Origin of the sequence: Aeromonas sp. S18(2024), from assembly GCF_041402525.1 — a bacterium.
GTDB classification, from domain to species: domain Bacteria; phylum Pseudomonadota; class Gammaproteobacteria; order Enterobacterales; family Aeromonadaceae; genus Aeromonas; species Aeromonas enteropelogenes.
In genome coordinates this window covers 121,308-135,855 of sequence record NZ_JBGLQV010000001.1, presented here as the reverse complement: position 1 = coordinate 135,855, position 14,548 = coordinate 121,308, and the positions used below count along the sequence as shown (strand labels likewise).

Sequence of the window (14,548 nt, the reverse complement as noted above, 5' to 3'; positions counted from 1 at the left end):
GCCGCACTGTGCGGCCCCTCGGCGCGTTGTTCCAGCGCTCCTTCGGCGCTTTTTTAGCGATCCTTCGGATCGAGGGCGTCACGCAGACCATCCCCGAGGAAGTTGAAACAGAACAGGGTCACCACCATGAAACCGGCGGGGAACAGGAGTTGCCAGATGGCCACTTCCATCGACTTGGAGCCTTCATCCAGCAGGGCACCCCAGCTGGTCATGGGCTCCTGGACACCGAGGCCCAAGAAGCTCAGGAAGGATTCAAACATGATCATCCCCGGCACCAGCAGGGTGGCGTAGACCGCCACAATACCGAGCACGTTTGGCACTATGTGGCGGGTGATGATCTTCCACTTGGAGACGCCGCAAACATGGGCCGCCTCAATGAACTCCTTGCTCTTGAGGCTCAGGGTCTGGCCACGGACGATCCGCGCCATGTCGAGCCAGCTCACTGCCCCGATGGCGATAAAGATAAGCGCCAGATTGCGGCCGAAGAAGGTCACCAGCATGATCACGAAGAACATGAAGGGGAAGGCGTTGAGGATCTCGAGTACCCGCATCATCAGGCTGTCGACCCGACCGCCGATAAAACCGGAGGCGGCACCATAGAGGGTGCCGATGATGACGGCCACCATGGCCCCCATGATGCCGACCATCAGCGAGATGCGCCCGCCGAGCAGGGTACGCACAAACAGATCGCGCCCCAGGCTGTCGGTGCCAAAGTAGTGGCCCGCCTCCATGTCAGGACCGGTCTGCATGGCGCCCCAGTCAGGATCGTCAAAGGTGTACTGGGACAGGTGCGGCCCGAAGATCACCGCCAGGCCAATCAGGCTCAGGATGATGAGGCTGGTGAGCGCCGCCTTGTTGCGCAGGAAACGGCGGCGGGCATCCTTCCACAGGGAACGCCCTTCCACCACGTCCACTTTCTGGGCGAAGGCCTCGACGGCCTCGCGTTTTTCAGTTGAAACAACCATGGTCTACTCCCTGATTAATAACGGATTTTCGGATCGATAAAGGCATAGAGAATATCGACCACGGCGTTAAAGGTGATGGTGAGGGCACCGACCAGAATGGTCAGGCCGAGCACCATGGAGTAGTCACGGTTCAGCGCTCCGTTGACGAACAACTGACCTATCCCCGGCAGGCCGAAGATGGTCTCGATCACCACGGAACCCGTGATGATGCCCACAAACGCCGGCCCCAGGTAGGAGACCACCGGCAGCATGGCCGGGCGCAGGGCGTGTTTGAGGATGATGTGGCGCAGGGGCAAGCCCTTGGCGCGAGCGGTGCGGATGAAGTTGGAGTTCATGGTCTCGATCATGCTGCCGCGCATGATGCGCGAGATGGCCGAGATGTAGTACATCATCATGCCGAACACCGGCAGCACCATGAACTGGATGCCGCCCCCCTGCCAGCCACCGGCCGGGAACCAGCCCAGATAGATGCTGAAGAAGAGCACCAGCAGCGGCGCCAGCACAAAGCCCGGGATCACCACCCCCGCCATGGCCGACGACATCAGCAGATAATCGATAATAGTGTTCTGTTTCAAGGCCGCTATAGTGCCGAACGTCACCCCCAGTGTCACCGCGAACAGAAAGGCGAAGGAGCCGATCTTGGCCGAGACAGGCAGGGCCTGGCTCACCAGATCGTTGACGGTGAAGTCCTTGTATTTGAAAGAGGGCCCCAGATCCCCCTGTACCAGGTTGCCCAGATAGGTGAAGTATTGCATGCCGATGGGCTTGTCGAGGCCGTATTTGGCTTCGATATTGGCAATGACTTCGGGGGGGAGCGAGCGTTCGCTGGTGAAGGGGTTGCCCGGGGCGAAACGCATCATGAAGAAGGAGACGGTGATCAAGACCAGCAGAGTCGGGATCGCTTCCAGTAGACGTTTTAGAATAAATTTCAACATAGACAATTCCTGTCCTGTACTGCTTCCAAATGGTCGCGGTTGTAATAAAGGCCCGCCGTCTGGCGGGCCCTGCTTGTTATGCGACTTGTTGCTTTACATCATCAGTGGGCGACGATGTACATGTCCTTGCTGTAGAGGTTGTCCAGCGGGTTGGCCGGGTAGCCACCCACATAGGGTTTCACCATGCGGGCAGTCACGTACTGGTAGATGGGGGCGATCGGCATGTCCTTGGCCAGGATCTCTTCGGCCTGGACATAGAGCTTGTTGCGGGCTTCCACATCCACCTGATCGCGGGACTCGTTCATCAGCTTGTCAAACGCCGGGTTGGAGTATTTGCCGTCGTTGTTGCCGTGGGTGGTCTGCATCAGATCCAGCATGGAGGAGGCTTCGTTGTAGTCGGCGATCCAGCCGGCACGGCCCACGTCAAACTGACCCTGTTTCTTGGTTTCGAGGTAGGTCTTCCACTCCTGGTTGACCAGGCTCACCTGCACGCCCAGCTTCTTCCACATGGAGGCGACGGCCACAGCCACTTTTTTGTGGTTGTCGTCGGTGTTGTAGAGCAGCTCGAACTTCAGCGGCTTGCTGGCATCGAAACCGGCTTCGGCCAGCAAGGCTTTCGCCTTGGCATCGCGCTCGGCCTGGGTCATCTTGGACCACTCGGGCGCCACCGGCTTGAAGCCGTCCACGAAATCAGGCACCAGGGTGTAACCCGGGGTCTGGCCCTGGCCCATCACCTTGTCGGCGATCACGTTGCGATCGATGGCGTAGGAGAGCGCGGTACGCACGCGTACATCGTCAAACGGCTTGCGCTTGACGTTGTACTGGTAGTAGTAGGTGCCCACATAACCGGTCACTTTCAGCTCGTCCGGCTTCTCTTTCTTCATCTGCTTGAAGCGCTCGATGGGCATCTGGTAGGTCATGTCCACTTCACCGGCCAGGTAGCGGTTCAACTCGGCGTTGGTGGACTGGATCGGCAGATAGGTCACCTTGTTGATGACGGTCTTGGCGTCGTTCCAGTAGTTTTTGTTGCGCTCCACATCGACGCGCTCGTTCACCACCCAGTCTTTCAGCACATAGGCACCGTTGGACACCATGTTGCCGGGCTGGGTCCACTTGTCACCAAACTTCTCGACCACTTTTTTCGGCACCGGGTAGGTGGTGGTGTGGGAGAGCATGCTGACAAAGTAAGGGATCGCCTTCTCCAGTTGCACCTCGAAGGTGTAGTCATCGACCGCCTTCACACTCAGGGTGTCGGCAGGCTTCTTGCCAGCGATGATGTCGGAGGCGTTGACGATGGTCGGGATCTCCAGATACCAAGAGTAGGGAGAGGCGGTTTTGGGGTCGACGGCACGCTTGAAGGCAAATTCGAAATCGTGAGCGGTGACCGGCTCACCGTTGGACCACTTGGCGTCTTTACGCAGGTGGAACACATATTTCTTGTTGTCCGCGGTTTCCCAGGACTCGGCCACGCCGGGCAGCACTTCGCCCTTGGGACCGGAGGCGACCAGACCTTCGAACAGATCGCGCAGGATATTGGATTCGACCGTTCCTTCGGTCTTGTGCGGGTCCAGGGTGGCGGGCTCGGAGCCGTTGCCTTTGACCAGCTGCTGCACTTCGGCCAGCTTGGTACCGGCGGGTACATCGGCGGCTTGTGCCATTGTGGCGCCACCAAACAGCGCGGCCACCAGGAGGGTGTTAATCATTGTTTTTTTATGAGTCATTTCCATACTCCAACAAGAACATTCCATGCAATTTTTTCAATGACGGGGTAACAACCCGCTCCCAGCATAATTCCCTGCTTATTGTGATGATGCAATAGATATTATCAGGAGCAACGGCCATCCATGGTCAAAAAAACAGCTTTTGACAAGAATTTCAGTATTTAAATGCCCCGCAACCGACGGTTTTTTATACAAATCGCTCGATTCTAGAAAATGGCATTCAAAAAGCAACCAATAAAAAGCCGGTCACGAGGACCGGCTTTCATAAAACGGATCTGGCTCACATCAGGCTGGGGAAGACACCCTTGATCCCGGCCACCATGATCTCGATACCCAGCGACATCATAATAAGACCCATGATACGGGTCACCACGTTGATGCCGGTATTGCCCATGATCTTGAACAGCAGGGGGGCGGCGCGAAAGATTAGCCAGGAGCAGAACGAGAACACCACCACCACCAGCGACATGCCGAGCATCTGCTGCCAGTGGCTCTGGCTGGCGTAGACGATGACCGACGAGATGGCCCCCGGTCCCGCCATCAGTGGCAGCGCCAGCGGCACGACCGCGATGGATTCGCGCACCGCCAACTCCCCTTTCTCCTGCTTGTTGTGCTTCACCTCACCCAGCTTGCCTTGCAGCATGGACCAGGCGATCAGGGTGATAAGCGAACCGCCGGCGATGCGAAACGACGCCAGCGAAATGCCAAAACCGTCCAGGATCAGCTGCCCCATGGTCATGGAGACCAGCAGGATCACCATCACGGCGATATTGGCGGTCGTGTTGGTCTTCATTCTTTCGGCCGGGGTATGGTGACTGGTCAGACTGACAAACACCGGCAACAGACCAAGCGGGTTGATGATCGCAAACAAACCGACAAAAAACTTCAGATATAAAGAGACGTCAATTGCCGCCATAGACCCCTTCCAATAGTGTGCAAGCCCGCGGGCTACTCCATATCAATGCGTGCGTAAATTTACACCATAGCCAGGATCCGCACCAATTAAATAATCTCACCAATATCGGGGTTTTTTAGTTAGTTCCGCTAATGATTCCCCCTCTTCCCAACAGATAAGCCAGTGCGAAACGATCTCCGCGGCGCAAGTCGCTACCTCCTCTAATCCGTGGTCCAGGCACACCCCCCTGTCGCCGCGGCTGTTTTTCCGGCTCCTGTTCCGACGTTTTCCTGACACAACGATCAACACCAGGAACCGAGGGTCATGATTGCCTATCAGATGCCAGCTGCCAGCCACAGCCCGCCTGCCAGCGCCTAAACCACCTTTGCAGAAGCCCGGCAAGGAAGGGCATTCCGATCACCTTGTACCACGCTAAAGGCAATAACGAGCTCCTAACGGGTCATACCTCTTCCCCCTCTATCCAAGGTAAGGGAAATGCGAAATTGCGTGTAAAAAAGCGCCAAAAACGGTGGGGAGAAACGGCAAACCAAACGGTCAAAATATACAAATCGATAACAGACAGTGGAAAATCTGCCACCACTCGAGTGTCAAAGGTTAAGTTTGATCACAATGGCTGTGTGATGGCTGTCATGCAGCGGTTTCCTCCAAATTGTTTATCAAGCCTTAACTTGATGAAAAATCTGGACTAAAACCGTTCATTCAGGGTTCATAAAGGATTTGTTCAACTCCACAACTTGATAACATCCGACCAGAAAAAAATTGTGAAATAAAATTTCTTTTGTTCTTTTGCAACACTTGATCGAGATCAAGTTTTTCTGGGTCTACCCCGCTCTATAATCGACTCGGAAAACAATTTAGTAAGGCATGTAAATACCCCTGTTGCAGTAATTGTCGCCTTGACAGGCCAACTATAATTGCCGGGCATTGCCAACGTCTTACTAAACAGTTTTCAAATAATCAGGAGATAAACATGGCAGTAACCAATTTGGCAGAACTGGATGCACTGGTCGCCCGCGTTAAGGAAGCACAGCGTGAATTCGCCAGCTTCTCCCAAGAGCAGGTAGACAAGATCTTCCGTGCCGCCGCCCTGGCCGCCAACAACGCCCGTATCCCTCTGGCCCAGATGGCCGTCGAAGAGTCCGGTATGGGTATCATCGAAGACAAGGTTATCAAGAACCACTTCGCCTCCGAATACATCTACAACAAGTACAAAGAAGAAAAGACCTGCGGCATCCTCAGCGAAGATGACGAGATGGGTACCATCACCATCGCCGAGCCGGTAGGCATCATCTGCGGTATCGTACCGACCACTAACCCGACCTCCACCGCGATCTTCAAATCCCTGATCTCCCTGAAGACCCGCAACGCCATCATCTTCTCCCCGCACCCCCGCGCCAAAAACTCCACCAATACCGCAGCCAAGCTGGTACTGGATGCAGCCGTTGCCGCCGGTGCCCCGAAAGACATCATCGGCTGGATCGATCAACCGTCTGTTGAACTGTCCAACGCTCTGATGAAGCACAACGACATCAACCTGATCCTGGCCACCGGTGGCCCGGGCATGGTGAAAGCCGCCTACTCCTCCGGCAAGCCCGCCATCGGCGTGGGTGCCGGTAACGTACCGGTAGTCATCGACGAAACCGCCGATGTGAAGCGCGCCGTCGCCTCCATCCTGATGTCCAAGACCTTCGACAACGGCGTGGTCTGTGCCTCCGAGCAAGCCGCCATCGTGGTTGACTCCATCTATGAACAGGTCAAAGAGCGTTTCGCCACTCACAACGGCTATGTGCTGAGCAAGGACGAAGCTGACAAGGTTCGTAAAGTCATCCTGATCAACGGCGCCATGAACGCCAACATCGTGGGCCAGCCTGCGGTCAAGATCGCCGAAATGGCCGGTGTTACCGTGCCTGCCAACACCAAGATCCTGATCGGCGAAGGCGTGAAGATCTGTGAAGAGGAAGAGTTCGCTCACGAGAAGCTCTCCCCGACTCTGGGTCTGTTCCGTGCCAAGAACTTTGAAGAAGCCGTTGAAATGGCCTGTGACATGGTCAACCTGGGCGGTATCGGCCACACCTCCGGTCTCTACACCGACCAGGACCGCAACGCCGACCGCATCAAGTACTTCGGCGACAAGATGAAGACTGCCCGTATCCTGATCAACACCCCGACTACCCAGGGTGGTATCGGTGACTTGTACAACTTCGCGATGGCACCGTCCCTGACCCTGGGTTGCGGTTCCTGGGGTGGCAACTCCATCTCCGAAAACGTGGGTCCCAAGCACCTGATCAACAAGAAGACAGTCGCAAAACGGGCAGAAAACATGCTGTGGCACAAACTTCCGAAATCCATCTACTTCCGTCGTGGTTCCCTGCCGATCGCCCTGAGCGACCTGGAAGGTAAGAAGCGCGCCATGATCGTGACCGACCGCTTCCTGTTCAACAACGGCTACGCCGACGAAGTGGTTCGTCTGCTCAAGGGCCTGAAGATGGAAGTGGAAGTGTTCTACGAAGTAGAAGCCGACCCGACCCTGACCGTGGTACGCAAGGGTGCCGAGATGGCCAACTCCTTCAAGCCGGACGTGATCGTCGCCCTGGGCGGTGGTTCACCGATGGATGCTGCCAAGATCATGTGGGTGATGTACGAGCATCCGGACACCGCGTTCGAAGATCTGGCCATGCGCTTCATGGACATCCGCAAGCGTATCTACAAGTTCCCGAAAATGGGCGTGAAGGCCGAGCTGGTCTGCATCACCACCACTTCCGGTACCGGTTCTGAAGTGACCCCGTTTGCGGTCGTGACCGACGACGCCACCGGCGTGAAATACCCGCTGGCCGACTACGAGCTGACCCCGAACATGGCCATCGTTGACGCCAACCTGGTGATGGGCATGCCGAAATCCCTGTGCGCCTTCGGTGGTATCGACGCCGTGACTCACGCCATGGAAGCCTATGTTTCCGTGCTGGCCAACGAGTACTCCGACGGCCAGGCACTGCAAGCCCTGAAACTGCTGAAGGACTACCTGCCCTCCAGCTACCAGAACGGGGCCAACGACCCGGTTGCCCGCGAGAAGGTGCACAACGCTGCCACCATCGCCGGTATCGCATTCGCCAACGCCTTCCTGGGTGTGTGCCACTCCATGGCCCACAAACTGGGTGCCGAGTTCCACATCCCGCACGGCCTGGCCAACGCCCTGCTGATCAGCAACGTCATCCGCTACAACGCGAACGACAACCCGACCAAGCAGACCGCGTTCTCCCAGTACGACCGTCCGCAGGCTCGTCGTCGCTACGCCGAAGTGGCTGACCACCTGGGTCTGACTGCCGCCGGTGACCGTACCGCCGCCAAGATCGAGAAGCTGCTGGCCTGGCTGGACGAGCTGAAAGCGACCCTGGGCATCCCGGCCTCCATCCGTGACGCAGGTGTTGCCGAAGCCGACTTCCTGGCCAAGGTTGACCAGCTGGCCGTTGAAGCCTTCGATGACCAGTGCACCGGCGCCAACCCGCGCTACCCGCTGATCAGCGAGCTGAAAGCCATCCTGCTGGATACCTACTACGGCCGTCCCTTCTCCGAAGAAGCCCAGGTAGCTGACAAGGTGGAAGTGAAAGCCGAAACCAGCAAGAAAAAATCCAAGGCCTGATAAGCGGTCCCGAGATTAAAAAAGCCCGCGCCACTGCGCGGGCTTTTCTTTGCCTGAAAGCCTGCACCTTCTTTACCGGACAACAGAACCTCCCCTCCCCCCGCATTGCCAGCCGTATGCTCCCATTGTTCGCTATGACATCCGCAATCAGTGCCAAGTGCAGCCCGTCCCCACAGACAAGTCACAGCATTTTCCCCCTCTCAATCAGACGAAGGCGAAGGCACAACCACGGCGAGCGCATCTACCGCCAGCGGACAAGAAGAGTCAGTAGGACTGGAGCGTTAAGCGAGGATAAGAAAAAAGAGAGCCGGTTTTACCGACGGGATAAAAAAATGGCAGCCATCTGGCTGCCATCGGGAGAGCATGAGCGGGCGATCAGAGGGTCGCGGCCACTTCGTCGGAAATGGAACCGTTGTGGTACACCTCCTGCACGTCGTCCAGATCTTCCAGCATGTCGATGAGGCGCATCAGCTTGGGCGCGGTCTCGGCATCCAGTTCGGCTTCAGTGGAAGGGATCATGGTCACTTCGGCGCTCTGGGCCTTGAAGCCGGCGGCTTCCAGACCGTCGAGCACGGTACCGAAATCGTTCGGGGTGGTGTACACCTCGATGGAACCATCCTCTTCGGTCACCACGTCGTCAGCACCCGCTTCCAGGGCAGCATCCATCAGGGCATCTTCATCGACGCCCACGAAGGTCAGCAGGCCCTTCTTGGTGAAGAGGTAGGAGACGGAACCGTCGGTACCCAGGTTGCCACCGCTCTTGCTGAAGGCATGACGCACTTCGGAGACGGTACGGTTACGGTTGTCGGTCAGGCACTCCACCATGACGGCGGTACCGGCCGGGCCGTAGCCTTCGTACACGATAGTCTCGAGCTGCTCGCCGTCACCACCGCCAGCGCCACGCTGGATGGCGCGGTTGATGGTATCGCGAGTCATGTTGTTGGTCAGGGCTGCCGTCACCGCCGCACGCAGACGCGGGTTGTTGGCCGGATCCGCATCACCGAGACGCGCGGAGGTGGTGATTTCGCGGATCAGCTTGGTGAAGATCTTGCCACGCTTGGCATCCTGAGCGGCCTTGCGGTGTTTGATGTTGGCCCATTTACTGTGACCTGCCATAGGGACTCTCCGTTATATTTTTAACTTTCAGTAACACAAGGGGAAACGTGAAAGGCCGCATTGCTGCGGCCTTTGGTGCCGGATTACGGCTTATTCATCACCCTTGACGGTGGTCGCAATCGCCAATTCACCCAGTTGGGCCGGGTTGGCGAAGCTGGGGGCGTCTGTCATCAGACAGGCGGCCGCGGTGGTTTTCGGGAAGGCAATCACGTCCCGAATGTTGTCGGTACCGGTCAGCAGCATGCTGAGGCGGTCCAGGCCAAAGGCCAGACCGGCGTGGGGCGGGGTACCGTATTTCAGGGCATCCAGCAGGAAGCCGAACTTCAGGCGCTGTTCGTCCGGGGTAATACCCAGGATGTCGAACACGGTGGCCTGCATTTCGCTGTTATGGATACGCACGGAGCCGCCACCTACTTCGTAGCCGTTGATCACCATGTCGTAGGCGTTGGCGTAAGCACCCAGCGGATTGGCTTTCAGCTGTTCCGGGCTCAGGTTGCTCGGCGCGGTGAAGGGGTGGTGCATGGCAGCCAGACCGCCTTCGCCATCTTCCTCGAACATCGGGAAGTCGATGACCCACAGGGGCTTCCAGCTGTTCTCCAGCAGACCCAGATCGCGGCCCACTTTCAGGCGCAGGGCCCCCATGGCGTCGCACACAACTTTCTTGGAGTCGGCGCCAAAGAAGATGATGTCGCCATCGGCCGCGCCGGTACGGGCCAGGATCTCGCGCACGATCTCGTCAGAGAGGAACTTGGCCACCGGGGACTGTACGCCTTCGATGCCGCTCCCGGCCTCGTTGACCTTCATCCAGGCCAGGCCCTTGGCACCGTAGATGCCGACGAACTTGGTGTACTCGTCGATCTGCTTGCGGGAGAGCTCGGCGCCACCCGGTACTTTCAGGGCAGCCACACGGCCTTTCGGATCGTTGGCAGGGCCGGCAAACACGGCGAACTCGACGGCGGTCAGCAGATCTGCCACATCCACCAGTTCCATCGGCAGACGCAGATCCGGCTTGTCGGAGCCAAAGCGGCGCATCGCCTCGTCGAAGGTCATGATGGGGAAGTCGCCCAGATCCACGTTCAGGATATGCAGCCACAGTTTGCGGATCATCTCTTCCATCACCTCACGCACTTGCGGTGCGGTCATGAAGGAGGTCTCCACGTCGATCTGGGTGAATTCCGGCTGACGGTCGGCACGCAGGTCTTCGTCGCGGAAGCACTTGACGATCTGGTAGTAGCGGTCGAAGCCGGACATCATCAGCAACTGCTTGAACAGCTGCGGGGACTGCGGCAGGGCGTAGAACTTGCCCTTGTGCACACGGCTCGGCACCAGGTAGTCACGGGCCCCTTCCGGGGTGGCCTTGGTCAGCATCGGGGTCTCGATGTCGAGGAAGCCGTGCTCGTCCATGAAGCGGCGCACGAAGGCACTGGCCTTGGCGCGGGTCTTCAGGTACTTGGCCATCTCGGGGCGACGCAAGTCCAGGTAGCGGTACTTGAGGCTGATCTCTTCGCTGTTGACCTGGTTGAAGTCAAGGGGCAGCGGCTCGGCGCGGTTGATGATGGTGAGCTCGTGGGCGAACACCTCGATGGCACCGGTGGCCATGTCGCTGTTGCGCTGGGACTCCGGACGGGTGCGCACCACGCCGGTCACCTGGATGCAGAACTCGCCACGCAGCTCGGAGGCCAGAGCGAACGCTTCCGGCTTGTCCGGATCGAAGAACACCTGCACGATCCCTTCGCGATCGCGCATGTCGATAAAGATCAGACCGCCGAGATCACGACGACGGTGGACCCAACCGCACAATGTAATGGTCTGCCCTTCATGGGCCTCATTGACCTGTCCGCAATAGATAGAGCGCATGGACTTCTTCCTTCGAAATTGTAGAGAGACGGTTAACCTTGGGCCGCCGGGCACGACTGGCAAGCACCGTCTGTCTCACAGCTGGCCAGATTCTTTTTCTTACCCGGTTTGAAATCAGTCTCGTACCATCCGGTTCCCTTGAGCCGGAAGCCTGCCGCCGATATCAGCTTGACCAGATTCGGCTTGCTACAGGCCGGGCAGTCGGTCAGGGGGGCATCGGAAAGCTTTTGCAGTTTTGCCAATTCATGGCCACAGACGTCGCAACGATATTCGTAGATAGGCATGGGTCACAAGAAATTGAAAAACAAAAGGGCTGGCATTATAGAGGAAAACCCCCATTTGGGTAAAATGGCCAGCAACCCCCTTTGCCCAGTTTTTTTGCCTCCGATGCCTAAATTCGGCCAAAAAAACGTCGCACCTTCTCCATGAGCGGAGCAAACAACCAGCATGAGCCTCTATCTGGGCCTGCCGCAATGGTCCCACCCCGCCTGGCCGGGGCAACTGCTTGGCCTGGGCGCCAAACCCGCCGAGCACCTAGCCCACTACGCCAGCGTGTTCGACTCGGTGGAAGGAAACACCACCTTCTACGCCCTGCCGACACCCGAGACGGTACAGCGCTGGGCCGATGCGGTGCCAGCCCGTTTTCGCTTCAACTTCAAGTTTCCGCAAACCATCAGCCACCAGAGCGATCTGGTGAGCACGGACAAGCAGGTAGCGGACTTTATCGCGCTGCTCGCCCCGCTGCACGACAAGCTGGGGCTGCTCACCCTGCAGCTGCCCGCCCGCTTCGGCCCCGAAGGACTGCCCCGCCTGCAGGCCTTTTTCAACCGGTTGCCGGGCGAATTTCGTTATGCCCTTGAGGTACGCCATCCCGATTTCTTCGCCAAGGGCGAGGTCGAACGCGCCCTGAACAGGATGTTGATGGAGAAGGGCATCAACCGCATCATGCTGGACAGCCGACCGCTCTTCTCGGTACCGGCCACCACAGCTGCCATGATCGATGCCCAGGGCAAGAAACCCAGGCTGCCGGTACATCTGCTGGCCACCGCTCGAGCCCCTGTGGTGCGCCTCATCGGCCTGCCGGATCCGGCGGCCAATCACCCCTTCTTGCCGGGCTGGCTCCCCCACTGGCAGCAGTGGCTCGCCGAGGGCAAGGATCTCTACCTGTTCATCCACACCGCCGACAACGCCAGAGCCCCGGAGCTTGCTCGCCAGATCAGCCATCTGCTTGGTCAGGAGATGGCCTCCTGGCCGGGGGAAAACGATCGCGCGCGCCAGGGAGTGCTGCCCTTTTGAGCGCCATCGGCTGATGCGTAAAAAAAGCCGTATTTTTCTGGTCTGGCTGGGCCTGGCGCCAAGACAAATGGCCTACAATCCTCTACACTAGCGCCCCAAGCGAGGGGCCCGAATGTTTCGCATTGCAATCCGTTGCAACCGACGACGGGGCTCCGGTTCAAGGGTCCGGAACATGACCCGTACGAACAGGGCCGGTCCAGGGAGCTCATGACCCGTCACCCGTTCGTAAAGAAGGTGATATATCAACTCTGATGGCTATCACTCAACGACTCAATTGAACAATGCCGTCGGTTTATTCAACGACGGTCAGGTTGCGCCAGCATGCATACCAAAGATCAAATTTTTGCCGCCCCCATCGCCCGACTGGGGGATTTCTGTTTTGACGAGCAGGTCGTCGACGTCTTTCCCGACATGATCCAGCGATCGGTGCCGGGTTACAGCAACATCATCTCCGCCATCGGCATGATGGCCGCCCGCTACGCCCAGCCCGAGAGCCGACTCTACGATCTCGGCTGCTCCCTCGGGGCCGCCACCCAGGCGATGCGCCGCCATGTCAATCAACCGGGTTGTCGCATCACGGCGGTCGATCTCTCCCATCCCATGATCGAGCGGGCCCGTGCCCACCTCTCCGGCTTCAAATCCGAGGTGCCGGTGGAGCTGGTGGAGGCAGACATCTGCGACATCGAAATCGAGAACGCCTCCGTGGTGGTGCTCAACTTCACCCTGCAGTTCGTGGATCCCGAAAAACGGGCCGCCCTCATCCAGCGCATTCACGACGGCCTGCGCCCGGGCGGCATCCTGATCCTCAGCGAGAAGTTCCGTTTCGAGGACGAACCGGTCAACGAGCTGCTCATCGACCTGCACCTCGACTTCAAACGGGCCAACGGCTACAGCGAACTCGAGATCAGCCAGAAGCGCACCGCCCTCGAGAACGTGATGCGCACCGACAGCCTGCCGGTACATCAGGCCCGCCTGCGGGAGGCCGGCTTCGCCCATCAGGATCTCTGGTTCCAGTGCTTCAACTTCGGCTCCATGATCGCCATCAAATCGAGCGGGAGCGAACAGCCATGATCGACTTTGCCAACTTCTATCAGCTGATCGCCAAGAACCGCCTGAGCCACTGGCTGCATACCCTGCCCGCCCAGCTGCACGCCTGGCAGCATGACAACCAGCACGGGGATCTGCCGCGCTGGAATCGGGCCCTCAACAAACTGCCCCAGGTTGAACCTGACCAGATCGAGTTGAAAGAGCGGGTCGAGATTGGCTCGACCGAAAGCCTGGGGGAAGGCGAACGCAAGAAGGTCGAGAGCCTGCTGCGCCACTTCATGCCCTGGCGCAAGGGGCCCTTCACCGTGCACGGCATCCACATCGATACCGAATGGCGTTCCGACTGGAAGTGGGATCGGGTGCTGCCCCACATCAGCCCGCTGGCGGGACGTTATGTGCTGGATGTTGGCTGCGGCAGCGGCTATCACCTCTGGCGCATGGTGGGTGAAGGGGCCAAGCTGGCGGTCGGCATCGATCCGAGCCCACTGTTCCTCTGCCAGTTCGAGGCCATTCGCCACTTCGCAGGCAATGACCAGCGTGCCCACCTGCTGCCCCTTGGCATCCAGGAGCTGCCGGAGCTGCGCGCCTTCGATACCGTCTTCTCCATGGGGGTGCTCTATCACCGCAAATCCCCCATCGAGCACATCGAGCAGCTGCGCAACCAGCTCAAAGACGATGGCGAGCTGGTGCTGGAGACCCTGGTGATCGACGGCGGCGTCAATGACGTACTGATGCCCACCGACCGCTACGGCAAGATGCGCAACGTCTGGTTCATCCCGTCCAGCGCAGCACTCAAGCTCTGGGTTGAACGCTGCGGTTTTACCGATGTGCGGATCGTCGACGAGAATATGACCAGCACCGACGAACAGCGTCGTACCGACTGGATGATTAATGAATCCCTGAGTGATTATCTGGATCCGGACAATCCGGCGCTCACGGTAGAAGGACACCCGGCCCCCAAGCGGGCCGTACTGATTGCGCGCAAGGCCAAAGACTAGCCGATGGCTGCTGTGGACGTTACACTGACCAAATTCCAGGAAGCACAGTTAAATGAATGA

General features: G+C 58.4%; 11 protein-coding genes. 4 read left to right on the top strand and 7 right to left on the bottom strand.

Annotated elements, in window-relative coordinates; translation table 11 throughout:
• Nucleotides 1-53: 53 nt before the first annotated feature.
• The 4 genes from oppC to ACB034_RS00535 all read right to left on the bottom strand — a co-directional run bounded on the left by oppC (nt 54) and on the right by ACB034_RS00535 (nt 4,537).
• Entirely contained in the window at nt 54-965 is a 912-nt protein-coding gene (gene oppC, locus ACB034_RS00550) for an oligopeptide ABC transporter permease OppC (RefSeq protein WP_042028575.1), read from the bottom strand.
• 14 nt (nt 966-979) lie between these two features.
• Nucleotides 980-1,900, bottom strand: a complete 921-nt coding sequence (oppB, locus tag ACB034_RS00545) for an oligopeptide ABC transporter permease OppB (RefSeq protein ID WP_371171803.1) — start codon at nt 1,898-1,900, stop codon at nt 980-982.
• A gap of 101 nt (nt 1,901-2,001) precedes the next feature.
• Nucleotides 2,002-3,621: an ABC transporter substrate-binding protein gene (locus tag ACB034_RS00540; protein ID WP_371171802.1), complete on the bottom strand. Its 1,620-nt coding sequence runs from the start codon at nt 3,619-3,621 to the stop codon at nt 2,002-2,004.
• A gap of 280 nt (nt 3,622-3,901) precedes the next feature.
• Entirely contained in the window at nt 3,902-4,537 is a 636-nt protein-coding gene (locus tag ACB034_RS00535; RefSeq protein ID WP_042028570.1) for a YchE family NAAT transporter, read from the bottom strand.
• 970 nt (nt 4,538-5,507) lie between these two features.
• Here ACB034_RS00535 and adhE point away from each other — a divergent pair.
• Complete coding sequence (gene adhE, locus ACB034_RS00530; RefSeq protein WP_371171801.1) at nt 5,508-8,174, top strand: bifunctional acetaldehyde-CoA/alcohol dehydrogenase; 2,667 nt, start codon at nt 5,508-5,510, stop codon at nt 8,172-8,174.
• A 375-nt stretch (nt 8,175-8,549) separates the two neighbouring features.
• On the opposite strand, the gene ACB034_RS00525 is transcribed toward adhE, so the two are convergent.
• From ACB034_RS00525 to ACB034_RS00515, 3 genes are all read right to left on the bottom strand, one after another.
• Complete coding sequence (locus ACB034_RS00525) at nt 8,550-9,290, bottom strand: YebC/PmpR family DNA-binding transcriptional regulator (protein WP_042069917.1); 741 nt, start codon at nt 9,288-9,290, stop codon at nt 8,550-8,552.
• Between the two features lie 90 nt (nt 9,291-9,380).
• Nucleotides 9,381-11,147, bottom strand: a complete 1,767-nt coding sequence (gene aspS, locus ACB034_RS00520; RefSeq protein WP_201941080.1) for an aspartate--tRNA ligase — start codon at nt 11,145-11,147, stop codon at nt 9,381-9,383.
• A 32-nt stretch (nt 11,148-11,179) separates the two neighbouring features.
• The gene (locus ACB034_RS00515; RefSeq protein WP_005337686.1) at nt 11,180-11,431 is read right to left on the bottom strand and encodes an FmdB family zinc ribbon protein; all 252 of its coding nucleotides are present in this window, start codon (nt 11,429-11,431) and stop codon (nt 11,180-11,182) included.
• A gap of 163 nt (nt 11,432-11,594) precedes the next feature.
• On the opposite strand from ACB034_RS00515, the gene ACB034_RS00510 reads away from it, so the two are divergent.
• The 3 genes from ACB034_RS00510 (at nt 11,595) to cmoB (ending at nt 14,488) form a co-directional block, all read left to right on the top strand.
• A complete protein-coding gene (locus tag ACB034_RS00510; protein WP_371171800.1) occupies nt 11,595-12,443 on the top strand; it encodes a DUF72 domain-containing protein in 849 nt (282 codons plus the stop codon).
• Nucleotides 12,444-12,764: 321 nt separating this feature from the next.
• The gene (gene cmoA / locus ACB034_RS00505; RefSeq protein ID WP_026458743.1) at nt 12,765-13,514 is read left to right on the top strand and encodes a carboxy-S-adenosyl-L-methionine synthase CmoA; all 750 of its coding nucleotides are present in this window, start codon (nt 12,765-12,767) and stop codon (nt 13,512-13,514) included.
• Nucleotides 13,511-14,488, top strand: a complete 978-nt coding sequence (gene cmoB / locus ACB034_RS00500; RefSeq protein WP_371171799.1) for a tRNA 5-methoxyuridine(34)/uridine 5-oxyacetic acid(34) synthase CmoB — start codon at nt 13,511-13,513, stop codon at nt 14,486-14,488. Before cmoA ends, cmoB begins: the two co-directional genes overlap by 4 nt.
• The last annotated feature ends 60 nt before the right edge of the window (nt 14,489-14,548 follow it).